19 protein-coding genes are annotated in these 24,372 nt (G+C 65.7%); 10 read left to right on the top strand and 9 right to left on the bottom strand.

The window, feature by feature from the left end; genetic code table 11:
- Positions 1-2: 2 nt before the first annotated feature.
- The 4 genes from ACTJKX_RS10555 to ACTJKX_RS10570 form a co-directional block, all read right to left on the bottom strand.
- Positions 3-1,670, bottom strand: coding sequence for an adenylate/guanylate cyclase domain-containing protein (locus ACTJKX_RS10555; protein WP_311934534.1), 1,668 nt, complete (start codon positions 1,668-1,670; stop codon positions 3-5).
- A gap of 179 nt (positions 1,671-1,849) precedes the next feature.
- Positions 1,850-3,025 (bottom strand): aminotransferase class V-fold PLP-dependent enzyme, encoded by a 1,176-nt coding sequence (locus tag ACTJKX_RS10560; protein WP_440725228.1) that lies wholly within the window; start codon positions 3,023-3,025, stop codon positions 1,850-1,852.
- Positions 3,026-3,266: 241 nt separating this feature from the next.
- Positions 3,267-3,713: a cyclic nucleotide-binding domain-containing protein gene (locus ACTJKX_RS10565; protein WP_311934536.1), complete on the bottom strand. Its 447-nt coding sequence runs from the start codon at positions 3,711-3,713 to the stop codon at positions 3,267-3,269.
- A gap of 178 nt (positions 3,714-3,891) precedes the next feature.
- Entirely contained in the window at positions 3,892-6,576 is a 2,685-nt protein-coding gene (locus ACTJKX_RS10570; protein ID WP_440725229.1) for an ABC transporter transmembrane domain-containing protein, read from the bottom strand.
- A 357-nt stretch (positions 6,577-6,933) separates the two neighbouring features.
- Here ACTJKX_RS10570 and ACTJKX_RS10575 point away from each other — a divergent pair, with 357 nt between their 5' ends.
- The 5 genes from ACTJKX_RS10575 to ACTJKX_RS10595 all read left to right on the top strand — a co-directional run bounded on the left by ACTJKX_RS10575 (position 6,934) and on the right by ACTJKX_RS10595 (position 13,404).
- Entirely contained in the window at positions 6,934-8,208 is a 1,275-nt protein-coding gene (locus ACTJKX_RS10575; RefSeq protein ID WP_311934539.1) for a glycosyltransferase family protein, read from the top strand.
- A 143-nt stretch (positions 8,209-8,351) separates the two neighbouring features.
- The gene (locus ACTJKX_RS10580) at positions 8,352-9,650 is read left to right on the top strand and encodes a glycosyltransferase family 4 protein (RefSeq protein WP_440725371.1); all 1,299 of its coding nucleotides are present in this window, start codon (positions 8,352-8,354) and stop codon (positions 9,648-9,650) included.
- Complete coding sequence (locus ACTJKX_RS10585) at positions 9,647-10,129, top strand: class I SAM-dependent methyltransferase (protein ID WP_440725230.1); 483 nt, start codon at positions 9,647-9,649, stop codon at positions 10,127-10,129. Before ACTJKX_RS10580 ends, ACTJKX_RS10585 begins: the two co-directional genes overlap by 4 nt.
- Positions 10,130-10,234: 105 nt before the next feature.
- Positions 10,235-11,401 carry a 2Fe-2S iron-sulfur cluster-binding protein gene (locus tag ACTJKX_RS10590; protein ID WP_394310959.1) on the top strand — a complete coding sequence of 389 codons (1,167 nt, stop codon included), beginning with the start codon at positions 10,235-10,237 and terminating at the stop codon, positions 11,399-11,401.
- Positions 11,398-13,404, top strand: a complete 2,007-nt coding sequence (locus ACTJKX_RS10595; protein WP_440725231.1) for a mechanosensitive ion channel domain-containing protein — start codon at positions 11,398-11,400, stop codon at positions 13,402-13,404. The genes ACTJKX_RS10590 and ACTJKX_RS10595 overlap by 4 nt, the downstream gene beginning before the upstream one ends.
- 13 nt (positions 13,405-13,417) lie before the next feature.
- Here ACTJKX_RS10595 and ACTJKX_RS10600 read toward each other — a convergent pair whose 3' ends face one another.
- The 4 genes from ACTJKX_RS10600 to ACTJKX_RS10615 form a co-directional block, all read right to left on the bottom strand.
- Positions 13,418-14,011: a class I SAM-dependent methyltransferase gene (locus ACTJKX_RS10600; protein WP_440725232.1), complete on the bottom strand. Its 594-nt coding sequence runs from the start codon at positions 14,009-14,011 to the stop codon at positions 13,418-13,420.
- A complete protein-coding gene (locus ACTJKX_RS10605) occupies positions 14,008-14,976 on the bottom strand; it encodes an SDR family oxidoreductase (protein WP_440725233.1) in 969 nt (322 codons plus the stop codon). Before ACTJKX_RS10605 ends, ACTJKX_RS10600 begins: the two co-directional genes overlap by 4 nt.
- 4 nt (positions 14,977-14,980) lie before the next feature.
- Positions 14,981-15,841 carry an oxidoreductase gene (locus ACTJKX_RS10610; RefSeq protein WP_440725234.1) on the bottom strand — a complete coding sequence of 287 codons (861 nt, stop codon included), beginning with the start codon at positions 15,839-15,841 and terminating at the stop codon, positions 14,981-14,983.
- Between the two features lie 80 nt (positions 15,842-15,921).
- Positions 15,922-16,491, bottom strand: a complete 570-nt coding sequence (locus ACTJKX_RS10615; protein ID WP_311934546.1) for a TetR/AcrR family transcriptional regulator — start codon at positions 16,489-16,491, stop codon at positions 15,922-15,924.
- Positions 16,492-17,067: 576 nt separating this feature from the next.
- Between ACTJKX_RS10615 and ACTJKX_RS10620 the strand changes: the two genes are divergently transcribed.
- A complete protein-coding gene (locus ACTJKX_RS10620) occupies positions 17,068-19,704 on the top strand; it encodes an ATP-binding protein (protein ID WP_440725235.1) in 2,637 nt (878 codons plus the stop codon).
- On the top strand, positions 19,701-20,906 hold the full coding sequence (locus ACTJKX_RS10625) for a response regulator (RefSeq protein ID WP_440725236.1): 1,206 nt from the start codon (positions 19,701-19,703) through the stop codon (positions 20,904-20,906). Before ACTJKX_RS10620 ends, ACTJKX_RS10625 begins: the two co-directional genes overlap by 4 nt.
- A gap of 187 nt (positions 20,907-21,093) precedes the next feature.
- On the opposite strand, the gene ACTJKX_RS10630 is transcribed toward ACTJKX_RS10625, so the two are convergent.
- Positions 21,094-21,849, bottom strand: coding sequence for a response regulator (locus tag ACTJKX_RS10630; RefSeq protein WP_440725237.1), 756 nt, complete (start codon positions 21,847-21,849; stop codon positions 21,094-21,096).
- 327 nt (positions 21,850-22,176) lie between these two features.
- On the opposite strand from ACTJKX_RS10630, the gene fmdA reads away from it, so the two are divergent.
- From fmdA to ACTJKX_RS10645, 3 genes are all read left to right on the top strand, one after another.
- Positions 22,177-23,403, top strand: coding sequence for a formamidase (gene fmdA / locus ACTJKX_RS10635; protein ID WP_440725238.1), 1,227 nt, complete (start codon positions 22,177-22,179; stop codon positions 23,401-23,403).
- Positions 23,404-23,489: 86 nt separating this feature from the next.
- Entirely contained in the window at positions 23,490-24,002 is a 513-nt protein-coding gene (locus tag ACTJKX_RS10640) for an AmiS/UreI family transporter (RefSeq protein WP_394310975.1), read from the top strand.
- 54 nt (positions 24,003-24,056) lie between these two features.
- The gene (locus ACTJKX_RS10645) at positions 24,057-24,356 is read left to right on the top strand and encodes an FmdB family zinc ribbon protein (protein WP_394310977.1); all 300 of its coding nucleotides are present in this window, start codon (positions 24,057-24,059) and stop codon (positions 24,354-24,356) included.
- Positions 24,357-24,372 lie beyond the last annotated feature (16 nt).

Consider the following 24,372-nt stretch of genomic DNA (forward strand, 5'->3'; position numbering starts at 1 on the left):
CTTCACTCGGCCGGTACCGGCGTCTCGTCGAGCGTATAGAGCGTGATCGGCTTGTCGCGGCCGACGATGTGCAGATGCTTGCCGTTCTGGCGGCGCAGCGACATGCCCGAACGCTGCATGGCTTCTTCGGAGATCAGGCAGTCGGTGAGGTAGTCCTTGGTGGCGGCTTCCAGCCGGCCGGCGATGGTGACGGTGTCGCCCAGCGCGACCAGGCGCATGCCGCGCTCGCTGTCGCCGACCCGGGCGATGATGGCGGGGCCGGAATGGATGCCGATGCCCACCCTGAGGGGGATCGAAAGGGCGGCCCCGAATTCGGTGTTGAGGCCTTCCACGCTCTTGAGCATGCCCCGGGCCGCCCGGATGGCATCGGCGGCGCCGCGGGAGGGCTCGTCACCCAGGCCGAAGATCGCGATCAGCCCGTCGGCCGCAAAGGCATCGACGCGCCCGCCATGGGCCTCGGCGGCCTGGGTCATTTCCTGCACGAAGCGGTTCATCAAAAGCACGATATCGTAGGGGATCTGCAGCCTCGTCATCGCATTGAAGGCGCGGATGTCGACGAAGAGGGCGGTGATCTCGCGTTCGGCACCCCAGCGATAGAGATCGTCGCCGCTACGCCCGCGCATGCCTGACGGCACGATCGGCAGCAGGATCTGCACGGAGATGTCGTGGTCGGGGCGAAGCTGGCAGGCAAGGCGCACATTGGCGGGTGCCGAGATGCGCTCCAGCATGGTGCGCTCGGCCTTGCTCGGGGCCGGCAGGGCGCTCGCATCCGAGGTGACGGCCACCCGGCAGGTCGAGCAGCGCCCGCGCCCGCCGCACTGGGCCGGATGGGGGATGGCGTTGGCGCGGCTGGCCTCGAGCACGGTGGTGCCGCGCGGGATCTTGAAGGTGCCGTGGCCGACATAGCGGATGGAGACCGTGCCCGACCGAAGTCGCAGCACGACCCGCAGAATCATCACGAAGGCAACGAAGGCGATCACGGCGGCAAGGCCGAGCAGCAGCCATTGCCCCGCGACGAGCAGGGCCATGGTGTGGTCGGTCGCGATCGGCGAGGGCGTGCGTCCGGCCGCCTCGAGCTCGCGGCTGGCGGAGAAGAAGCCGGCCAGCGCCAGGGTGGGCAGCATGCCCATGCCCAGAATCAGCAGGTCACGCCAGCGCGCATAGAAGGAGCGGCTGCGCAGCACCTGGCCGATGCCGATGCAGCCATGCGTCCAGGCACAGAGCAGCAGCAGGATCTGCTTGGCCGGCCCGCCCTGCCAGATCCGCGCCAGCACCTCGCCATAGCTTTCGCTGTAGCCGTAGAGGGAGGTGATGCGCGTGCCGAGCACATGGGAGATCAGGAAATAGGGAATGGCCAGGCCGAGGGCGATCTGCACCAGTTCCTCGAGTGGCATGCGCGAAATGCGCCGCGTGGTCAGGCGCTTGAGTGCGAGCGTCGCATGGGTCAGCAATGCTCCATAGAGGAGCACGGTGCCGCCATAGGATTGCCAGGCCCAGATTCGCCAGCGCTGCACGGCCTCCATGGTCGTCACGCCGAACACGCCGAGGGCGTGGTTGAGCAGATGGGTGGTCACGAAGGCGAACAGCACGACGCCGGCCCATAGCCGCAACTCGCGCTCCCGTGGCAATCGCCATTCGATTTGCCCGGGTGCGCTCTCGGTGTCGCTCATGCGGTCGAACTCGTGAAGATGAGTGCCGGGATGCGGCAGTCGGTCAAAGGGGAGAGCCCATGCGGGCCTGGCAGCAAAGCCCGTTTTAGCGAAAACGCAGTTTTACTCTAGCTCTTTGTTTCGACGCGACTTTGCGATCCGTGGCACCGTCCTCGGGGTGTTCCGGTCCGAGCCTGCCATCAATGCATCTTCTCCAGCAGCGCCAGCAGGGCGTCGATCTCATCCTCGCTGTTGTAGTAGTGCGGCGATGCACGCACCAATATCGGCAGATGGCGGGCGAGCGCGTCGAGCAAGGTGCTGCCGGGCCGGGATATGCTGAGATTGATGTCGGCCTCGGTGGCGCGCCTGCGGACCTCGTCCGCCTCCAGGCCGTCGACCGTGAAGGAAACGATGGCTGCCGGATGTGGGCCGAGATCGAAGACGCGCAGGCGCGGGAGCGATCGCAGACCCGCCCGCAGCCGTTGTGCCAGCGCCTGGCAGCGATCGTGAATCGCCTCGATGCCGACGGCAAGGGCATAATCGGCGGCGACGCCGAGCCCGAGCCGGGCGGCGTAATTGTTCTCCCAGCTTTCGAAGCGCCTCGCGTCATCGCGCAGGCGATAATGATCCTTGTCGACCCAAATTGCGCCGAAATGGTCGACCATTGGCGGCTCGAGCGTGAGGCAGAGCTTGCGGCGGACATAGAGGAAGCCGGTGCCGCGCGGCCCGCGCAGGAATTTGCGGCCTGTCGCAGACAGCATGTCGCAGCCGAGAGCCTCGACGTCGATGGGCATCTGCCCCACGGCCTGGCAGGCATCGAGCAGATAGGGAATGCCATGGCGCCGGGCCACGACCCCCACGGCGGCGGCCGGGTTGACCAGGCCGCCATTGGTCGGGATCCAGTTGATGGCGATCAGGCGCACCCTGTCGTCGATCATGGCCTCGAGCGCAGCGGGATCGAGCACGCCGTCGGCATCGTCGGGAATGACCTCGATCACCGCGCCAGTCCGTTTGGCGACCTGCAGGAAGGCGACGTAATTGGCGCCATATTCGGCCGTGGTGGTGAGAATGCGGTCACCCGGCCGGAAGGGGAGGGCGTAGAATGCCATCTGCCAGGCGACGGTGGCATTCTCCGTCAAGGCGATCTCGTCGCGCGCGCCGCCGACGAGGCGGGCCAGGCTGTCATAGACGCTGTCGAGCCGGGCTGCCGATTCCTCGGCGGCCTCGTAACCGCCGATCTCGGCCTCGCGTCGCAGATAGGAGGTCATCGCATCGACCACCGGCGTCGGCATGAGCGCTGCGCCGGCATTGTTGAGATGGATGCGGTTGGCGACACCGGGGGTTTCGGCACGAAGGCGGTCGAGTGCAAGGGTCATTATGGCTCCTCGGGCATCTTTCGATCGGATGGAGGCATCGAATCGCAAAGATGCGTCGAAATGGAATCGGATGGAGGCGGCTTGTAGATGCGCTCGGCAGGAGGGGCGGGCATGGCGCACAGGCACAACCGAGCCTTGCCCGCCCATTTTTTACGATTCAAGCGATTGTGGGTACACTCGGCAAACAGCCAACGGCTGCCGCATGGCTGCGCCGGCAGGTCGTATCCGCCTGTGCGGAAATTCAGTGCGTCAGGACGTGGGCATCCTGCGTGGCGATCTGCATGACGCGGCGCGCCAATTCCTTGGCGATCGACATGGAGAACTGCGGATTGTCCTGCATCATGCGAAGCAGGCAGTCCTTGTTGATGCGCATGACCGAAATGTCGGTATGGGCCCGCGCCGAAGTGAAACGGCGTGCGTCGCAGAGCACCGCGACTTCGCCGATCATGGCGCCCGGACCTTCGGTACCGATGGCGATGAGGTTCTCGCCATTCTGGGCGAGCAGTTCGACGTCGCCCCTGAGGATGACGTAGGCAGCATCGGGAATCTCGCCGATCTTGAAGAGATAGTCGCCCTTCTCGAAGGTCAACTGCTCGCTCATGCAGGCGAGCAGCCGCATCTTGCACGGATCGATGCCCGTGAAGATCGGCGCGTTCCTGATGGTTTTGACTTCCAGATCGAGATCCAAGGTCCCTCTCCCCGCTCAACCCTAGAGCAAAGCGCGTTCAAGTGTGAACGCCCATTTGCTCTAGCTCCTTGTTCCGACACGCCTTTGCGATTCGAGGTGACTCCCTCACATCGCAAAACGCTTTAGCAACCCCTCGTTGAGCAATCGAGGCAAAATCCAGATGCAATCCAAGCATCATTTAGGCACTCTGCGCAAGAGTAACAATATCGCGAGTGACGATTCTTGGCCCGTCGAATTCGATGATCCGGTCGAATCCCTCGGCCTGGCTGGCGCTCGCAACGGTTGCAATCAGCGTGCGCCCCTGCATGGCGCCGCGTACGCTGTGGAGAAGCTCCTCCGCTTCCGAGCTGGAAAAGGCCAGAAGCGCGTTCTCCATCACCAGAATCTGGGGATTGGCGACCAGGGCCCGGGCGATGGCGATGCGGGCACGCTGGGCCGGCTGCAGCTGCCAGCCATTCTTGCCGACTTCGAAATTCAGCCCCAGGGCGAAGATATCCTTGTCGAGGCCGAGTTCCTCGACCACGCCGCGCGCCAGCGCATAGACGCGTTCCGGCGCATTGGCGATGCCGTAGCTGATGCGCCCGAACAGGATGTTGTCGCCCACCGGCGCGGCGCGCATGTAGCGCGCGGGATCGTAGAACTCGATCTCGTCGCTGTATTGCGATGGCAGGTGGCTGCGGAAGCTGTGGCGCGCCCGCAGCGCCCGTGCCGTGAAGGCCTCGGTGATCAGGCCCAGGCGATGACGCGGCTCGATATAGGCCAGGCCCGCGCCGAGCAGCCGCGTGCGCGCCGAGGACGAGAGGGCCCGCGTGGTGCCGCGCGCATGCACGGAATCCACGATTTCCTGGAAGCGCGGCAGATCTTCGGGACGAATCGCCGAATAGCGTTCGAACACGGGGTGTTCCGGTGGCAGGCCGGCAAAGGTCTCCACGGCCATTTCCGCCACGCGCAGGCCGAAATCGATCAGGGGTTCCAGCAGGGCCTCAGCCTCGAGGATGGAGCGCATGAACGGGTTGCGCTGCAGGCTGTCCATATGCAGCTTCTTGCCCTTGGGCACGCCGAAGAGCAGGTTTTCGCCGACCGAAGCGCCGGCATTGTAGAGCTGCGGGTCGAAGGGGTCGACCAGATGGGACATGCCCTTGCTGGCCAGGCGCTCGCGCACGACCTGGCGCGCCCGCACGAAACGCTCGAGGAAGGCGTCGCTATGGCTGTCGTCGAAGCGGCCTCGTACGCCGAAGCGGTTGATATCGGCGAAGGCGCCGGCGGCGTCGAGTGCCCTGCGGATCGCCGCATCGACCTCTTGCGGCCCGGCGATGCCCAGCGCCTGGTAGTCCGTCCAGTCGGCGTCGGCGGAGACCAGTGGATTGCCGGAACGGCGAGCCTCCAGGAAGGTTTTGTACTGGGCATTGTCGGACACCAGCACCGAAATGTCGCCGAGGGTCGGTGGGCGGCGCTGGGCGGCGAACAGGATGTTGTCGCGGATGGAACCGGGCGAGAGCAGGGGATCGGGGCCGACGAAGGACAGGATCTGGCTGAGTTCGAGGTCGGAGAAGGACGAAATCTCGGCGTCGCCGATCTTCACGCTGCCCTGATAGGCCAGGAACTGGCGTCCGAGGATGCGGGCCAGGATGTCGCGGCCGGCACCGGCCGGTCCGACCAGGGCGATATGACCAGGCCGTTCCAGGGTGAGGGAGAGGCGGTCGAGCAGCGAGACACCGCGGGCATCCTGCACGCTCACCGATGTGAGCTGGATGGGCGTGTCGGCGGGAGGGATCGCCGCGGCCTTGCCGTTGGCCGGCGGTAGCAGCCGCTCCGGTGAGAACTGTGCCGAGACCTGCTCATATTTGACCTGCACGTCCTGGCGCTGCTGGTCCCAGGTGATGAGGTCGTTGATGGGCGCAGGAAGATCCTTGTAGGCATTGATCACGGCGACGAGGGAGCCGATGCTCACGGTGCCGATCAAGGCGAAATAGCCGCCCGCTGCATAAAAGATGAAGGGCGTGAGCTGGGCCAGGAGGTTGTTGAGGAACTTGACCGCGAATTTGCGTCGGAACAGGTCGGCACGGATCCGGTAGAGGCCGCCGAGCCTGTCGCCGATTTCGGCCTCGACGTAGCGCGTGGCGCCGAACGTATGCAGGGCGGGTGCCGTCTCGATCGCCTCGCCAATGCGCCCGGCGAGCTGGCGTGACGCCAATTGGCGCTCGCGGCCGAGGCGGATCTGCTCACGCCGCAGGATCGGGATGATGATCGCCTGCGCCAGCACGACGACGAGGGCGGCCAGGCCGAGGCTCGGGCTCTGCATCATGATGAAGAGCAAAGCAGTGCCGGCCTGCGTGATCAGGAAGATCGGCTGGATGAAGGCATCGCCGATGAAGCCGCCGATCGGATCGACTTCGTCCTTGATCATCCCGGCCACCTCGGCCGGCTTCAAAGGAGCGATGTCCTCGGGCCGGAAACGCATCAGGATCGAGAAGAGATCGAAGCGCAGGCGCCGCAGCATGCGCTCGCCCAAGATGCCCTTGCGGATGTTGATGACATATTTGAAGGCGCCATTGATCAGCACCAGCACCAGGAACCACAGGCTGAGGGCGAACAGGAACGGCACCCGCGTGAGCTCGATGCCGTCGAAGATCCGCCAGGTGGTGCCGCCGAGGAAATCAGGCAGGGAAAGCGACATCTCGAACAGGCGCGCGGTCTGCTTGCCACCCTCGAAGGCGCCGCCCTGGATCGCCTGGTTGACGATGTGCTTGGGGACTTCCAGCGAGATCCAATAGAAGGGCAAGGACGCAAGAATCACCAGCAGCAGGAAGATCTGCTCGCCTCGCGAATGCCGCCAGACATATCGAAAAAGGCTAGGGTCCAACGGGTGACACCTGTTTCCAGTGTCGTGGAGTTAAGAGCTTGCAAGCCGTCCGTCAACGCAGCGACTGCTTGGAACTGACAAAAGCTTGTTATGAATCCGTGACTAAATTGTGGGTTGCGTCCGTATCGGCGCGGCGATACGGCAGGGGTGCTCGGGCATCGCCTCCCCTCCGGGGAGGCTGGGAAAGCAGCTATCTGCCCGTTGTCGCTGCGACGCGGTATGTTTATGATGAAACCACAGCGGGTATCGGCGCTGCGCCGCCCCGCTTCATTTGTGTCGAGATCCGGCAAACCGATCAGGCGAGAATCAGGTCTTAATGCGTAAAGCATCCAGCAAAAGCTCGGGGGGCTAGTCGTCATGTTGCATCAGCCCGGGCCGGGACCGTCCCGCCGCGCGCAACGCGGCTCCGGCGGCCCGCGCGTGATGATCTACAGCCACGATACGTTCGGCCTCGGCCATCTCCGGCGCTCGCGCGCCATCGCCAATCGCCTGGTCGAACGCCACCCGGACGCCTCGATCGTCATCATCTCCGGTTCGCCGGTGATCGGCAGCTTCGAGTTCGGCGACGGGGTCGATTATGTGCGCGTGCCCGGCGTGGTCAAACATGCCGACGGCAACTACACCACCCTCAGCCTCAACCTGTCGCTCGACGAGGCGGTGGCGATGCGCGAGGGCATCATCCTGCAGACGGCCCGCGCGTTGAAGCCGGACCTGGTGATCGTCGACAAGGAGCCGACGGGCTTTCGTGGCGAACTGCTGCCGGCGCTCGAGGAACTGCACCGGGCCGGTGCCCGCATCGTGCTCGGCGTGCGCGACGTGATGGACGAACCCTCGGTGCTGGCGCCGGAGTGGGAGCGCAAGGGCGCCGTCGACGCCCTCGTGCGCTATTATGACGACATCTGGGTCTATGGCCTGCGCGAGATCTACGAGCCGCTGGCCGGACTCGACCTGCCCGACCATGTCCGCCGGCGCATCGTCTATACCGGCTTCCTGCGCCGCGAATTGCCGCCCCAACCGCAATTGATCCGCTATCCCAAGCTGACCAAGGGACCCTTCGTGCTGGTCACCACCGGCGGTGGCGGCGACGGGCATGAGCTGGTCGACTGGGTGCTCTCCGCCTATGAGCGAGATCCCGGCATCCCGACTCCCGCACTGCTGGTATTCGGGCCTTTCGTCGCCCGAGACCGCCGTGGCCCCTTCATGGAGCGCATCGCCCGCCTGCCCAATGTCGACGCCATCACCTTCGACGCCAAGATCGAGCATCTGATGGTCAAGGCCCAGGGCATCGTCTCGATGGGCGGCTACAACACCTTCTGCGAGATTCTCTCGCTCGACAAACGGGCGCTGATCGTGCCGCGTACCACGCCCCGCCGCGAGCAGACGATTCGGGCCGAGCATGCGACCCGTCTCGGGCTGGTCTCGATGCTCGATGGCAACAACCTCAATCCGGGCGCTCGCCGCGATCCGCTGGAGATGGCGCAGGCCATCCGCAACCTGCCCAGCCAGTCCTTGCCGTCCAAGGCCTTCCTGCCGCACCTGCTCGAGGGCCTCGACCGTATCGAGCAATTGGCGACGCCCTGGTTCGAGGCCAGGCTGAACGCCGTCCCGCTCGGCCGCGTGGCCGGAACCTGACCCTTTCCGGGTGCACGGGCATCCTGCCCGTTCCTGGATACGCTGCATTGGCAGGATGGGAAGAACGGGTAGGATGCCCGTGCACCCGGAGGTTCCTGTCGACGCGAGCGATGACCAACACGTTTCTCTCCGACCGGATCTTGATGTCTTCCAGCCGCTCTCCCATTGCCATCGTCGTCAAGGGCTATCCCCGCCTGTCCGAGACCTTCATCGCCCAGGAGATCCTGGCGCTGGAGCAGGCAGGCTTTGCCTTCGAGATCTGGTCGCTGCGCCAGCCGACGGACGGGGCGGTGCACATGCTGAACCGGCAGATCAAGGCTCGGCCGGTCTATCTGCCCGAATATCTGCATCATGCGCCGCTGCGGGTGCTGGCAGGGGCGCTCAGTGCCCTCAAGCGCCCTGGGCTGTTCAAGCTGATGGGATTGTTCCTGCGTGATCTTCGACGCGATTTCAGCGCCAGCCGCGGCCGCCGCCTCGGCCAGGCCCTGGTGATGGCGCGCGAGCTCGATCCGGCCATCCGCCATCTCCATGTGCATTTCCTGCACACGCCGGCCTCGGTGGCGCGCTATGCCGCCCTGCTGACCGGGCGGACCTTCTCTTTCTCCGCGCACGCCAAGGACATCTGGACCACCAAGGATTGGGAGAAGCGCGAAAAGATCGCCGACAGCCAATGGGGGGTCACCTGCACGCGCGGCGGGGTCGAGGCCTTGCAGCGCCTCGCGCCGGCGGATGATCCCGATCGGGTCAGCCTCGTCTATCACGGCCTCGATCTCGGCCGTTTTCCTATGCCGCCGGCCGAACGGCCGTGGCGCGACGGCAGCAGCGCCGAAGCGCCGGTCGAATTCGTCACCGTGGGACGCGCCGTCGCCAAGAAAGGCTTCGACGACCTGCTCACGGCACTGGCGCAACTGCCCCCGAGCCTCTCGTGGCGCCTCACCCATATCGGCGGCGGCGAATTGCGCAAGGCGCTGCAGGCCCAGGCCGAGCGGTTGGACCTGGCCGATCGCATCATCTGGCGAGGGGCGCTGGCGCAAGGCGAGGTGATCGAGGCCCTGCGCGCCGCCGATCTGTTCGTGCTGCCTTGCAAGGAAGGCGAAAGCGGCGACCGCGACGGGCTACCCAACGTGATCATGGAAGCGTCGACGCAGGCCCTGCCCATCCTTTCCACGCGTTTTGCCGGCGTGCCGGAATTCGTGCGCGAGGGCGAGGAAGGGCTGCTGGTGCCGCCGAACGATCCGCAAGCCCTCGCCGGGGGGCTGTGGACACTCGCCACGGATCCGGCCTTGCGCCAGCGCCTGGGCGAGGGGGCCTATCGGCGCGTGCGCGAGGCTTTTTCCTTCGAAGCGGGCATTGCCGTGCTGGCCGGCAAGTTCGATGGCGTGCTGGCCGGCCCCCGCGCGGCCGCCGTGCCGGCACCGGTGCTGGCGGGGCAGCGTCCGTGAGCCGGCTCGACAGCTTCATCCGCCGGGTCTGCGCCCAGCGTGACGTGCTCGACCATGTCTGCGGCCTGATCGCCAGCCTGCCCGGCCCCGTGCTCGAACTCGGACTCGGCAATGGGCGGACCTTCGACCATCTGCGTGAAAGACTGCCCGGCCGGCGCATCGTCGCCTTCGACAGGGCCCTGGGCGCCCATAAGAGCTCGGTGCCGCCTGAGGAAGACCTGGTGCTCGGCGAAATCCTCGAGACTGCCGCCCGTTTCACAGGCATCGGCGCCGCACTGGTGCATGCCGACATCGAGACCAACTACGCTGAGGTCGACGCCGAGACGATGCGCTGGCTGCCACCGTTGGCGACCGATCTGCTGCAGCCCGGCGGCATCGTCGCCAGCGGCCTTCCCTTGCAGCATGCCACGCTCCAGCACCTCGACCTGCCGGCCGGCGTGCCGTCCGGGCGCTATTTTCTCTATCGGCGCACCACCTGAAAATGGCTGGGGGACAGGAGCGTCCCAGTCTCCGACAGGGATCATTGAATCTTACGGATTTCGTAGGATGATGTCGGCAATGAACTCAAGCGGCAGGCGGGTCCCTTGTCGGCGCTTCCCTTTTCCCAGCACATGCGCTCGCTGCAGCGTCGGTTGCGGCTGATCGCCGGGCTGGTCCTGCTCGTCTTCGTGACGATGCACCTCGTCAATGCGGCCCTCGGCCTGATCTCCATCGAGGCCATGGAACAGGCCAAGCCGTTTCTGCAACTGCCCTGGCGCACCATGCCGGGCCTGGCATTGCTGTCGGCCGCGGCCCTGGTGCATGGCGCCCTCGGCCTCATGGCGATTGCCAGGCGGCGGAGCCTGGCCCTGTCGCGCACGGACTGGGTGCAGATCGGGCTGGGCCTGCTCGCGACGCCCCTCTTGATCAACCACATCCTGTTCGCACAGGTGTTCAGCCTGATCGATGCCGACTTCAAGCCCGATTTCGGCCTGGTGCTGGCGGCCTATTGGCACTTCGCCCCGGCCAATGCCCTCTTGCAGGTGCTTGCCGTGGTGGTGGTCTGGGTGCATGGCGCGGTGGGGCTCTATACCTGGCTGGTGCTCAAGCCGGCCTGGCGGCGCCTCGGCCTGATCCTGACGCCGCTGTTCTTCATCCTGCCGGTCGCCGCCCTGCTCGGTTTCGTGCAGGGCGGCAAGGATGCCATGGCCAGGCTCGCCGCCGAGCCCGAATGGCAGGCGGCGATCGCTGCGAGCATGGGGCGTTTCAGCGCGGCGCAGGCCGAGATCGGCGCCATCCGCGACGCTACCCTGCTGGCTTATGCCGGCCTGGTGCTGCTGGCTTGCGGCGTGATGCTGAGCCGTATGCTGGGGAACCGGCAGCGAGTGGTCAGCGTGCATTATGACGGTGATCTCCTCGGCCAGGGACGGCCCGGCCTTTCCCTGCTGGAGGTCAGCCTGGCCAGCGGCGTTCCCCATGCCCATGTCTGCGGCGGCCGGGGCCGGTGCGGGACCTGTGTGGTCGCCGTCGACGAAGGGGAGGCCAACCTGTCGCCGATCGGTGTCGACGAACGGGCGACGCTTGCGCGCATTCACGCCGGTGCCGGCCAGCGCCTCGCCTGCCAGGCCCGATTGTTGGGCGAGAGCGTTTCGATCAGCCGCCTGCGTCCGGCCTATGCCGACGTCACCGCGGCGCGTGACCCTGCAGGCTGGACGGCAGCTTCGGCCGGCGGGGTGATACCACAGCCCATCCCGTCGCAGGCCGCGCCATGAGCACACGCAGCGTCCTTTCCATCCTGGCAGGCGCTTCGGCCGCCGGCCTGGTCCTGCAGCGGGCGCAGGCGGAAACGCTTGCCGCCGCCGCACTGATCCAGGACCAGGCGGTCCAGCAGGGGCAGCTTTCGGCCTTCGTGGCCAGCCTGCTGCAGGCCGCCAAGCATCGCCTCGCCGGCATCGCCGACAGTCTCACCCTGGCGCCCGGTGAGTTCGCCCGCCTTGCCTCGGACGTCTCCACCGCAATGCCGACGGGCAACGGCATCGTCACGCTGACCTATGGCCTCATCCTGCTCATCGTCGGGGCGGGGGCAGAATGGCTCTATTGGACCTATGCCACGCCGGCGGTGATCGCGTTGGAGGCTGCCGCCGTCACGAGCCGCCGCGCGGCATTCAGCCTCGCCATGCGGCGCCTCGGCCTGCGTGCCTTCGGCCTGGTGTTGTTCGTGGTGAGCATTGTCGGCGCCGCCGCCTATTTCGACTGGCCGTCCGGCTTCGACGGCTTCGTGATCGCCTCGATCCTGCTCATCGTGTTCGTGCGCCTGGCCTGGCTCATGGCTGATATCATCGCCGCACCCGGTCATCCGCAATTGCGGCTCGGCGACATCGATCCCGCCCATGCCCAGCGCTTCGTGGCCGCCTTTGTCGGCATGGCCTTCCTGCTCGCCCTCAGCCACCTCCTGCCCGAACTCCTGGAATATGTCGCCGGCGCCCCGCATGCGGCTTCGGCGGTGCGGGTGATCTCGGCCACGCTCATCACACTGATCGTGCTGGCCGGTGTCCTGATCGGTCTGAGACGGGGCCGCGCCACGGCCAGCGCCAGCGGCCGGCTGCTGCCTCGCTTTCCCTATGGCTTCCTCGCCGCCGCGCTGATCCTCGGCATTTACGGCGTCTGGCTGGCGGCCGGCTCGACGCTCGCGACGCTGCTGGCGATCCTGGCCATCGTCGCGACGGTGCAGACGCGGCTCAGGCGCTGGGTGTTCTTCTTCTGGCCGGAGGAGGTCACGCCCGACGGCAGCACCATCGGCGCCGGCCTCATTCCCAACATCGTGTTGTCGCTGTCGCGCTATGGCGTGGTGCTCACCGGCATCGCCGCCGCCCTCATCGCCCTCGACGCGCCGATGCGCAACATGGCGGGAGGCGACAGCCCGCTGATGCGTTTCGTCCTGCACCTGCTCGGTGTCGCCGGCCTGGCGCTCGTCATCAATGTCGGCTGGGTCGCCATCCGCGAACTGATCGACCGGCGCCTGCGCAGCATCGGGCCCTTCGATCCCCATGCCGAGCCCGGGCCCAATGCGCGCCTGCGCACCCTGCTGCCGCTGCTACGCATGACCAGCGCCATCGTGCTGTTGGTACTGCTGGTGCTCTCCGCCCTCTGGACCCTCGGCATCGAGATCACGCCGCTGCTGGCCGGCGCGGGCGTGCTCGGGCTCGCCGTCGGCTTTGGTGCCCAGGCCCTGGTGCGCGACATTATCGCCGGTATCTTCTACTTGGTCGAGGACGTCTTCCGCATCGGCGAATATATCGAGAGCGGTTCGAGCACCAAGGGTACGGTGGAGCGCATCACCCTGCGCACCGTGGCGCTGCGCCACCACAACGGACCCCTGCATTTCGTGCCCTATGGCTCGCTCGGCACCGTGCGCAACAATTCGCGCGACTGGGTGATCGAGAAGTTCAACCTGCCGCTGCCGGTGAGCGTGGATTCCGAACAGGTCCGCAAGATCATCAAGAAGGTGGGCGAGGGTATGCAGGCCGATCCTGATATCGGCCCGATGATCCGCGAGCCGCTGAAAGCCAAGCTCTATCGCATCGATCCCGGCATCAAGATCTTCCGCTGCAAGTTCCAGACCGCACCGGGCAAGCAGTTCGACGTCAGGGCCGAAGCCTATAAGCGCATCGAGGCCGCCCTGCAGGCCGCCGGCATCCGCTTCGCCGACGGGATGCAGACCGTGGTGATCCCGGGCTCACAAGTGAGCCCGGGCGGTCAGCCGGCTGTCGCCTGAGGTTTGCCGGTCCTCAGGCTTTCCCGTCGCTTCGGGTGACCCGATAGACGGCGGCCGGCGGCAGGTTCCAGAGTGCGCCGCCGATGCGCTTGGCTTCAAGGCCGAGATCGGAGAGGACGGCACGCGGAACGGGACAGCGCGGGCCGTAGGTGAACTGGTAGAAGGCGCCGTCCGGGCGCAGATAATGGAAGGCGCCGGCCACGATATCCGCCACCTTGTCGGGCGGCATCGACAGCAGGGGCAGGCCGCTGACCACGGCGCCGACGGGACTGCCCTGATAGAGCGCGTGCCGGGCGAGATGGGCGGCGTCCATCGAAAGGATGCGGGCGCGCGGGAAGCGGCGCTCCAGCATGCGGGCGAAATCGGCACCGAACTCGATCAAAGTGAGGTCGCTTTCGGCGACCCCGCGTGCCAGCAGAGCGCGGGTGAACACGCCGGTGCCGGGCCCGAGTTCCAGCACGGGGCCGAGCGCCGGGGAGATCTCGCGGGTCATCACCCGGGCAAGCGCGTCGCTGGAGGGCGCGACCGCGGCCACGCGCAGCGGGTTGCTCACCCAGGCTCGGAAGAAGCGGGAAAAATCGGCACAGGACGTGCCGGGATCGGTCAAACGAAGCTCGGCTGATGGTTCGGCCATATCACACCTGTCAGTTTCTCGGAGATGGTCCAGAGTCGGGCTGCGAGGGCTGGATCCCGGGCCTTGTCGCCGACACTGGCATCCCCGACCGGCCCCTTGAGTTCGAACATGTCTTGCGGGCCGTAATAGCCTGACGGCCTGGCCTCGGTTGCTGTCGCCGCGAACAAGGTCGGCAGTGCCCCCTCGGCGGCGGATTGGGACATCAAAGGCTGCATCAGCCGGGTCAGCCAGGCCATCGGGTGAGGGCGGCTGCGGCCGAGGCGTGGACCGCTGGTCTGCAGATCCGTGACGGCATAGCCGGGATGGGCGGCATTGCTGAGCAGGCCCCAATCGAAGGCGTTGCTGCGCCGCTGCAGTTCGAAGGCGAAGAGGATCATGGCGAGCTTGGACTGGGCGTAGGCCCGCCAGGGCTTGTAGCTGGTGCGCCATTGCAGGTCGTCGAAATGGATATCGGCCAGCAGCCGGTGGGCCCCGCTGCTGAGATTGACGACACGTGGGGCCTTGCCCCGGCGCAGCAGGGGCAGCAATCGGCCGGTGAGGGCGAAATGGCCGAGATAGTTGGTGCCGAACTGCAATTCGAAGCCGTCCCGGGTCTCGTGCCGGATGGGTGGTGTCATCACCCCGGCATTGTTGACGAGGAGATCCAGCCCCTCCTGTTCGTTGCCCAGGCGATCGGCAAAGGCCGTGACGGCGCCGAGATCCGCCAGGTCGAGATCGGCATAGCGGATGGTGGCAGCGGGACAATGGGCGCGGATGCGCGCGAGCGCCTGCTGCCCCTTGGCCGGATTGCGCCCGGTCAGCAGCACATCGGCGCCCGCCTGCGCCAAGGCCAGGGCGGTCTCGTAGCCGAGACCGCCGGTCGCGCCGGTGATCAGGACGCGCCGCCCCTTCTGGGGCGGCATGTCACGGATAGTCCAGGCCGCGCTGGTTGCGCTCATGGTGTCAGGCTCTCAGCAGGGCCGGAAGTTCGGCGCCGTCGAAATCGGTGGAGGCGCTGACCTCGGCCCAGTCGGCAGCGGCCTTCTGCCGGGCCGCCTCCGCCTGGCGGTAGACATGGAGTGCGTCACTGCCGAGAAGCAGGTGAGCCGGCAATGTTTCTCGAGTGGAGATATCGACGACGAGCCGAGCGATTTTCTCGGGATCGCCGACCTCGTTGCCGACATAAGCCTTCATGCGCTTGAGGACCGCACCGACGCTGGGCTCGTAGTCGGGCAGGATGTCGCTGGCGGCGTCACGGGCCGTGTAGCCCCAATCAGTGCGCATGCCGCCGGGTTCCAGGGCGATGACCTTGACGCCGAAGGGCGCGACCTCCTGGGCCAGCACCTCGGTGAAACCGCCCACCGCCCATTTGGCCGCCTGATAGGCGCTGAGACCGGGGGTGGCGACGCGTCCGCCGACGGAGGAGATGTTGATGATGTGGCCGGATCGCTGGCTGCGCATCACCGGCAGGGCCGCCCGGATCAAGTTGACCACGCCGAAGAAATTGGTCTCGACCTGGGAGCGGAAATCCTCCTCCTCGGTCTGTTCGAAGGGTGTCAGATGGCCGAAGCCGGCATTGTTGACGAGGACGTCGAGGCGGCCATAGGCCGCGACGGCAACGTCGACGGCGCGGCGGGCCATGGCTGGATTGGTGACGTCGAGCGCCGGATTGAGCAGGTTGTCGCCATAAAGCTGTTTGAGGTCGGCAAGGCGCTCCGGATCGCGCGCTGTCGCCACCACCTTGTTGCCGGCGGCCAGCGCCGCTTCGAGGATCGAACGCCCCAGCCCGCGGCCGGCGCCCGTGATCAGCCAAATCTTAGACATGGTTCACTTCCCGTTTCGGTGAATAAAGAGTGTGCACTCACTCATTTAACGTGTAAAAGAGTTCGGCGACTAAGAGTGTCCTAGCTGCCCAGGCCGCCCCAGAAGATCTGGAAGCCGGCCTGCTTGTAGGCTTCCCGTCTTTCCGGATCACGCGCCGTGAATTCCAGCGTGGTCTCCGCGAGTGCCTCGAAGGAGGCACTCAGGAACGCCATGGGCTGGTCCTTGAGCGGGCCAAGCGCATGGGCCTGTTCGAAAGCGGCACTGACGTCCCGAAAGGCCGCACTGCCGGCCTGCCTGCTGGCCGGGGTGATGCGCTCGGATACGCCGAGTTGGCGCATGGCCTTGCGCTTCACCGGATATTTCGCGCCCCAGTCGATCCAATGGCTCCAGATGTGCCAGGCACGCTCCCTGATGCTGGCATTCGAAACGAAGCCTTGCATGATGGCTCCGCCGAGCTCGGTCTTGAGGGTCAGGTAGAGCTGGTTGAGCAGCTCGTCCTTGTTGGCGAAATATTTGAACAACGTGCCCTCGGCGATCTCCGCACCCTGGGCGATCTTCGCCGTCGGCGCGCCGATCCCCATGGCCGCCACCAACCGGGTGGCGGATGCCAGGATCGCCTGGCGCTTTGCTTCGCTGAGGGGGCGTGCCACGGTTCGACTTCATTTGAGTGAGTACATGCTCATTTATAGAAGGCGCGAGACGTTTCGTCAAGATCCAAGATTGGGTTTCCAGCAGGGCGGACGTCATCCGTAGGCGTTAACTTGAGGCGAGGGGCGCGACGCCAATCGCCCCTTCGCCCCGTCCTTACGGGGAGAAGGTAAGGATGAGGGGCAGCTCGACCTCATAAATTACACCCTTGGAGCAGCCCCTCACCTCTATCCTCTCCCCGTAAGAACGGGGCGAGGGGGCTCATATGTCGAGTTTCATCTCCAACCGCCTCATCTTGCCCAACCCCTCAAGTCAGTGCCTATGAACGCCTTCTCCGCGCTTCCGGAAATGGCGGGCGCCGCCTTGCGGTATCGGCGGGGGCGGATCACAATACCGACGGCGAGGGATGATACTGTCGGAGCGAAGGAGATTCGGCCGCTTCAATCCGGTAACACCGGGATCGCGGACCGTATCGAGCTCGCTGCCGCCGCATGAAAGCGGTGCCCGGGCCGGGAGGGGAGAGGCATGTCTGATACGGTCGGCCTGAGGCGCATGCGCCTTTGCGGGCGGGGTGGCTAGTGGACATTCCGCGCCTGCCTGCTTTGCGATCCTACCATTCCTGGATCGCCAACGAGACCCTGGAAGATTATTCGCTGCGCTATGCAGCCAGATCCTTCCGGCGCTGGTCCCCCTTTGTCATCGCCAATACGGCGCTTGGCGGCATCTCCTTCCTGGCACTGGAGGCGATCGGCGGCACCATCACGCTGAGCTATGGTTTTGCCAACGCCTTTCCGGCCATCCTGGTCACCTGCCTGTTCGTGTTCGTGACCAGCCTGCCGATCGCCTATTATTCGAGCCGCTACAACATCGACATGGACCTGCTCACCCGCGGGGCCGGCTTCGGTTATATCGGCTCGACCATCACCTCGCTGATCTACGCCACCTTCACCTTCATCTTCTTCGCCCTCGAAGGGGCGATCATGGCGCAGGCGCTGAAGCTCTTCGCCAATGTGCCGCTGGTGCTCGGCTACATCATCTCCTCGCTGGTGATCATCCCGATCACCTTCATGGGCGTCACCATGATCTCGAAGCTGCAGATGCTGACCCAGCCGGTCTGGATCGGCCTGCATCTGCTCCCCTTCGTCTATATCGCCATCGACCATCCCGGCACGCTCGGCGAATGGGTCGCCTTCGCCGGCAGTGCGACGGGGGGCGGGGAGTTCAACCTCCTCGCCTTCGGTTCGGCGATCGGCGTGCTCGGCGCCCTGTCGATCCAGATCGGCGAGCAGGTCGACTTCCTGCGCTTCCTGCCGGACAAGACCGAGGAAAATCGCTGGCGCTGGTGGACTGCGGTGATCGCGGCGGGGCCGGGCTGGATCGTGGTCGGCGGGTTCAAGATCCTGTGCGGCAGCTTCCTGGCGGTGCTGGTGGTCAGTTCGGGCCTGCCGCAGGCGACGGCGCTCGAGCCGGTGCATATGTATATCAAGGCCTATGAGTATGTGAGCGCCGATACGGCCGTGGTGCTGGCCGCCGCCGTGGTGTTCGTGCTGATCTCGCAGGTCAAGATCAACGTCACCAACGCCTATGCCGGCTCGCTCGCCTGGTCGAACTTCTTCTCGCGCGTCACCCACTACCATCCGGGCCGGGTGGTCTGGCTGATCTTCAACATCCTGATCTCGCTACTCCTGATGCTGCTCGGCATCTTCCAGACCCTGGCGCTGGTGCTGGCCGTCTATTCCATCATCGCCTCGGCCTGGATCGGCTCGATCTTCGCCGATCTCGCCATTCTCAAGCCGCTCAAGGTCAGCCCGCCTTTCACCGAGTTCAAGCGGGCCTATCTCCACAATTTCAACCCGGTCGGCTGCGGCTCGATGGCGCTCGCTTCCATCGTCGCCGTGCTCTGCTTCGTTGGGAGCTTCGGCTCCTTGGCGGAAGCCTATGCGGCGCCGATCGCCTTCTTCACGGCCCTCACCAGCGCGGTCGCGATCGGCGTGGCGACCGGGGGGCGTTATTATCTGGCACGCCCGCGCGAGGAAGTCGCCGCCCGCCGGCAGGCCATTGTCACCTGCGAGATCTGCGGTCTCGACTATGAGCGCCCCGACATGGTGCATTGCACCTTCTATGACCGGCCGATCTGCTCGCTGTGCTGCAGCCTGGATTCGCATTGCCATGATGTCTGCAAGTCGCCCGGCGGCGTGCTGGAGGATCAGCGCTCGCGCTATTTCGGGCGCACGCTGATCGGCAAGATCGCCCCGCATATGGGCCAGCGCCTGCTCAAGGTCGGGGGCGTCGGATTTGCGCTCACCATCGTCACCGCCGCGGTGTTCCTGCTCACCTACCGCCTGATCGAACCCGGGGCCGAGGAGCCGCATCTCGACAGTGGCGCCCTGCTGCTCAGGGTCTTTCTGGCTCTCCTGCCGCTGCTCGGCATCGGTGCCTGGTGGATCGTGCTCTCGCACGAAAGCCGCGAGCTTGCCGAGCGTGACCTGGTCGCCTCGCTGGAGCGCCTGCACAAGGCCCAGCAGGAACTGGCGAGCAATGAACGCCTGGCCGCGATCGGCCAGATGACGGCCACGGTCAGCCATGAATTGCGCAATCCGCTCGGCACGCTGGTGACCTCGGCGGACGTGCTCAGGCGTTCGCTGCGCGATGCCGGCGAGCCGGTGATGGGCGAGCTGCAGCGCCTGCAGCGCAATGCCTGGCGCTGCGTGCGCATCATCGAGGACCTGCTCGACTTTTCGCGCAAGCGGCCTCTGGTGCTCGCGCCCGTCGCCATCGATGCCTGGGTCCGTCAGCAGGCCAGCGAGCAGGATGCGGGAACCCGCGCCCTGATCACGCTCAGGCTCGAAGCCGATTGCGCCGTGCCGGCGGATGCCGAGCGGCTGCGCCAGGCTTTTTCCAACGTGCTCGTCAATGCGGTGCAGGCCTGCGAGGGCCGGGCACAGGACGAGGGTGCCATCACCATTTCCACACGCCGGGAAGGGGAGCGGATGGTACTCGCCATTGCCGACAAGGGCAGCGGCATGTCCGCCGAGGTGGCTGCCCGCATCTTCGAGCCCCTGTTCAGCACCAAGGCCTTCGGCGTCGGGCTCGGCATGCCCTTGGTCAAGCGCATCCTCGAACAGCATGGCGGCGAAGTCAGGGTCGAGAGCGAAGCCGGAGAGGGCACGTTGATATCGCTGGCCCTGCCCTGCATTCCGGCGGCCCGGCCATGAAGGACGAGGACAGCGAGCTGCCGGCGGATATCATCGGCGCGTCGGGAACTTCCCCCGGGAGCGAGGAGGCCGGTACGCGCTGCGTGCTGATCGTCGACGACGATGTCGACTTCGCCTCCAGTCTCGCCGGCCTGCTGAGCCTGGAAGGCTATCACACCCCGATCGCCCACGATCCCGCGGCGGCCCTCGACATGCTCGGTCGCGAGCGTATCGCCGTGGCGCTGGTCGACGTCCGCCTCGGCCTCGGCGACGGCGTCGATCTCGTCCGCGCCCTGCGCCAGCGCAATCCCGATCTCGTCTGCGTGATGGTCACGGCCTATGCCTCGATCGAGACGGCGGTGGAGGCCCTCAAGGCAGGGGCCTATGACTACCTTTCCAAGCCCTTCTACACCGAGGAATTGCTGGCCCTGCTCGATCGCTGCTTCGAGCGTATCCGCTTGGTGGAAGAGAAGAGCCGGATTGCCGAGCGCCTCCGCCAGACCCAGCGCCTGGAGGCGATGGGACAGCTCGCCAGCGGCATCGCCCACGACTTCAACAATATATTGGCGGTGCTCTATTCCAATCTGCGCTGGCTGCAGGAACGGCTCGATAGCCAGCCGGAGCTGCACGAACTCGTTGCCGATGCCCTTGATGCCACCAGGTCCGGCTCCGAGCTGGCGTCGCGCCTGCTGCGCTTCGGGGCCAAGCGCATGGAAGAGACGGCGGTCGTCGCTCTCGGTACGGAATTGCCGCCCCTGATGCGCGTCCTCACCCGCACGCTGGGCGACAAGGTCGCTGTTGTCCTCGACGTCGCACCGGATCTCCATCCGGTCGAGATCCCGACCGGCCAGCTCGAATCGAGCCTGCTCAATCTTGCCCTCAATGCCCGCGACGCCATGCCGGAAGGCGGGCGCCTGACCTTTGCGGCCAGCAATCTCCTGGTGCCGCCGGAGGATGCCCGCGTGGCCTCGGGCCTGCTGCCGGGCGCCTATGTGCTGCTGGCGGTGACCGATACAGGGCAAGGCATGCCGGTGGCGGTCCGGCGCCGGGCCCTCGAACCCTTGTTCAGTACCAAGCCGTCCGGCGAAGGCAACGGCCTCGGCCTCGCCATGGTCGATGCCTTCGTGCGCCAGGCCGGCGGGCGCCTCGGCATCGTCAGCGCGCCGGGCGAGGGTACCACGATCAATCTCTATCTGCCGCAGGCAAGGCGGGAGGGAGGTTGAGAAACCCCTCATCCGGCTGCCGCCACCTTCTCCCGCAAGGGGAGAAGGGGCCAAAATGCCATAGGTCGCGGCCGGTGGGCGCAACCGCTGATTCGCACTGTGCTCACCTGATAAAATTCCTTCTCCCCTTGCGGGTGTCGTCAACTCTCTTGAGTTGACTAGAGGTCCCGGCAGGGGGATGAGGGGCCTACTCGCCCCGGGCCTCCGCCGAGAACATGTAGCCGACGCCACGGATGGTCTTGATATATTGGGCGTCGCGCACATCGTCGCGTAGCTTGCGGCGAATCTTGCCGATCAGCACGTCGATGCTGCGGTCATAGGGCGTCCAGCTGCGGTTGGCGACGATATCGAGGATCTGGTCGCGCGAGAGGATGCGCCCGCGTCGTTCGACCAGGGCCGACAGGATCTGGAACTCCTGGCTGGTCAGGCGTACGCGCTCGCCCTCTGGTGAGGAGAGCTCGTAGCGCGAGGGATCGAGCTGCCAGCCGGCGAAGCGAATGGCGGGCGAGGCGTTAGGCTCCACTGTTTCGGGTAGATTGATGCGGCGGGCGAAGCGGCGCAGCACGGTGCGGACCCGGGCCAGCAATTCGCGCGGCTCGAAAGGCTTGGTGATGTAGTCGTCGGCACCCAGTTCCAGGCAGACCACCTTGTCGATGGTGCTGTTCTTGCCGGACAGCATGATCACCGGCAGGTCGTATTGGCTGCGCAGGGCGCGCGCCAGGCTGAGGCCGTCTTCCCCGGCGGGGAAGGTCAGGTCGAGGATGACCAAGTCGAAGCTCTCGTCCGCCATGGCGCGGCGCATGGCCCGGCCCTCATTGGCGCTGGCAGTGGCAAAGCCTTCGCTCGCCAGGAATTTCTCCAGAAAGCGGCACAGCCGATGATCGTCATCGACCACGAGAATGCGAGGCTTGGTATCGCGAGACTTGGCGTCGGTGGCTGGCATGGCGGCAGGATAGTCGCAATGCCGCCTGTGGTCGAGACGGGCACAAGGCCATGACGACTGGCGCACAAGGCCGCGATCGGGGCTTTCGTGCCGATTTCGCTGGAAAACCGGGTGGTATGGCGAAGGGATCATCGATCCGCGGCGCATCTTCGCCTTCCTGGTTACAAAAAATTACACAAACCGTGGTCGGACGATTCATGGCGGTTACAGGGCCCGCCTAGGCTCCCCTTGCACGAACGGCCAGGCTGTCCCTTGCGGCGCCGGCACAGAACATCGTGACGGTTCGGCCCGGAGTTCCCCGCAGGCCGGCCCCAGGAGGAGGAACCGATGCCCAAGACCGTATTCTCCGTCGATCTGAAAAAGGCGCCCGAGGACCAGGCGATCAAGACCCATAATCGCTGGCATCCCGACATTCCGATGGTCGAGACCTTCAAGCCCGGCGATGTCTTCCGCGTCGAATGCTATGACTGGACCGGCGGCCAGATCGGCAACAACAACAGTGCCAACGACGTGCGCGACGTCAACCTCACCCGCGTGCACTATCTCTCCGGTCCCTTCGGGGTCGAGGGCGCCGAGCCCGGCGATCTCCTGGTCGTCGATATCCTCGACATCGGCGCCCTGCCGGATTCCGAATGGGGCTTCAACGGCCTGTTTGCCAAGGAGAATGGCGGCGGCTTCCTCACCGAGCACTATCCCAACGCCACCAAATCGATCTGGGATTTCAAGGGCATCTACACCACCTCGCGCCATGTGCCGGGCGTGCGCTATCCCGGCCTGATCCATCCTGGCCTGATCGGCTGCCTGCCCGACCACAAGCTGCTCGCCGAGGCCAATCGGCGCGAGGCCGAACTGGTTGCGACCGATCCCGAGCGCGTGCCGCCGCTCGCCGCGCTTCCGTTCGGCGATACGGCGCTGATGGGCCAGATGACGGGCGATGCCGCCCACAGGGCGGCCGCCGAGGCCTGGCGCACGGTGCCGCCGCGCGAACATGGCGGCAATTGCGACATCAAGAACCTGTCACGCGGCTCCAAGGTCTACTTCCCCGTCTATGTGAAGGGCGGCGGGCTTTCGATGGGCGATATCCACTTCTCGCAGGGCGACGGCGAGATCACATTCTGCGGCGCCATCGAGATGGCCGGCTGGATCGACATCAGCGTCGACGTCATCAAGGGCGGCATGGCCAAATACGGCATCATCAATCCGATCTTCAAGCCGAGCCCGATCGACCCGCATTTCGACGACTACCTCATCTTCGAGGGCATCTCGGTCGACGAGCATACGGGCGAGCAATATTATCTCGACGCCCATGTCGCCTATCGGCGCGCCTGCCTCAACGCCATCGAATATCTCAAGAAGTTCGGCTATTCCGGCGAACAGGCCTATTCGATCCTGGGCACGGCGCCGGTGGAAGGGCGCATTGCCGGCATCGTCGACATTCCCAATGTCTGCGCGACGCTGGCCATTCCCACGGCCATCTTCGACTTCGACATCAATCCGAATGCCTCGGGGCCGACCAAGAAGGTGTCGGGCGCCGACGTCGCCAGGACCAGCTGATCATCGCCTCGCATACATCATGAAACCTGCGCCTCGGCCGGAATGCCATCTCCGGTCGACGCGTTGCGTGGAGAGGAAACGCGATCATGCTGCTCGGATTTGCACTGCTTTACGTGGGTGCCGTCCTGTTCCTGAATGGCCTGTGGCTCATGGGCAGGATCGACGACAAGGAGATCGTCGTCATTAATGTCGTCTCCGGCTTCGTCACTTTGTGCGTCGCCCTGTCGTCGGCCTTCGGCACCAAGGCCGATGCCGCCTCGATCAAGGCCGCCGCTCTGACGCTGTTGTTCACCACCACCTATCTGTGGGTCGCCTATAACCGGGTGGTGACGGTCGACGGACGGGGCCTAGGCTGGTTCAGCCTGTTCGTGGCCGTCACCGTCGTGCCCATCGCCTTCCAGGGCCTGACCTCGGCCCAGAGCCTCACCGATACCTGGCTCGGCCTGAACTGGGCGATCTGGGCCGTGCTCTGGTTCATGTATTTCCTGCTGCTGGCGCTCAAGCGCCCGATCCTCAAGGTGACGGGGCTGGCCACCGTAGCCTCCGGCATCATCACCGGCTGGATCCCGGGCTTGCTGCTGCTGGAAGGCAAGCTGTGAACCGGCCGCGGGGTACGCCCCGCGGCATCTTCCGCATATCGGTTGGAGAGAACCATGCCGCTTTACAATTATGTCTGCGACGATTGCGGCCCTTTCGACGAATGGGTGCCGATGGCGGATGCCGCCAAGGCCTGCGCCTGCCCCAATTGCAGCGAGCCCGGCCAGCGCGACGTCGCCTCCCCGCAGCTCAGCCTGATGAACGGCACGCTGCGCCGCGCTCTTGCTCGTTCCGAAAAGAGCGGTACCGAGCCGAAGGTGGTGAAGAAGGCCCACCTCGCCGGCTGCGGCTGCGGAATCTGCAAGGTCGGCAAGAAGGGGCCCTCCACGCGTCACAAGTGGATGATCGGGCATTGAAATCCTGGAGCGCGGA

It is taken from the genome of Labrys sp. 22185 (genome assembly GCF_052045555.1).
In the GTDB taxonomy this organism is placed as follows: domain Bacteria; phylum Pseudomonadota; class Alphaproteobacteria; order Rhizobiales; family Labraceae; genus Labrys; species Labrys neptuniae.

What these genes read in the sequence shown, in the direction of transcription:
- ACTJKX_RS10555 (WP_311934534.1), bottom strand. Translation starts at nt 1,670, where the DNA reads ATGAGCGACACCGAGAGCGCACCCGGGCAAATCGAATGGCGATTGCCA.
- ACTJKX_RS10560 (WP_440725228.1), bottom strand. Translation starts at nt 3,025, where the DNA reads ATGACCCTTGCACTCGACCGCCTTCGTGCCGAAACCCCCGGTGTCGCC.
- ACTJKX_RS10575 (WP_311934539.1), top strand. Translation starts at nt 6,934, where the DNA reads ATGTTGCATCAGCCCGGGCCGGGACCGTCCCGCCGCGCGCAACGCGGC.
- ACTJKX_RS10580 (WP_440725371.1), top strand. Translation starts at nt 8,352, where the DNA reads ATGTCTTCCAGCCGCTCTCCCATTGCCATCGTCGTCAAGGGCTATCCC.
- ACTJKX_RS10595 (WP_440725231.1), top strand. Translation starts at nt 11,398, where the DNA reads ATGAGCACACGCAGCGTCCTTTCCATCCTGGCAGGCGCTTCGGCCGCC.
- ACTJKX_RS10605 (WP_440725233.1), bottom strand. Translation starts at nt 14,976, where the DNA reads ATGAGCGCAACCAGCGCGGCCTGGACTATCCGTGACATGCCGCCCCAG.
- ACTJKX_RS10610 (WP_440725234.1), bottom strand. Translation starts at nt 15,841, where the DNA reads ATGTCTAAGATTTGGCTGATCACGGGCGCCGGCCGCGGGCTGGGGCGT.
- ACTJKX_RS10625 (WP_440725236.1), top strand. Translation starts at nt 19,701, where the DNA reads ATGAAGGACGAGGACAGCGAGCTGCCGGCGGATATCATCGGCGCGTCG.
- ACTJKX_RS10630 (WP_440725237.1), bottom strand. Translation starts at nt 21,849, where the DNA reads ATGCCAGCCACCGACGCCAAGTCTCGCGATACCAAGCCTCGCATTCTC.
- fmdA (WP_440725238.1), top strand. Translation starts at nt 22,177, where the DNA reads ATGCCCAAGACCGTATTCTCCGTCGATCTGAAAAAGGCGCCCGAGGAC.
- ACTJKX_RS10640 (WP_394310975.1), top strand. Translation starts at nt 23,490, where the DNA reads ATGCTGCTCGGATTTGCACTGCTTTACGTGGGTGCCGTCCTGTTCCTG.
- ACTJKX_RS10645 (WP_394310977.1), top strand. Translation starts at nt 24,057, where the DNA reads ATGCCGCTTTACAATTATGTCTGCGACGATTGCGGCCCTTTCGACGAA.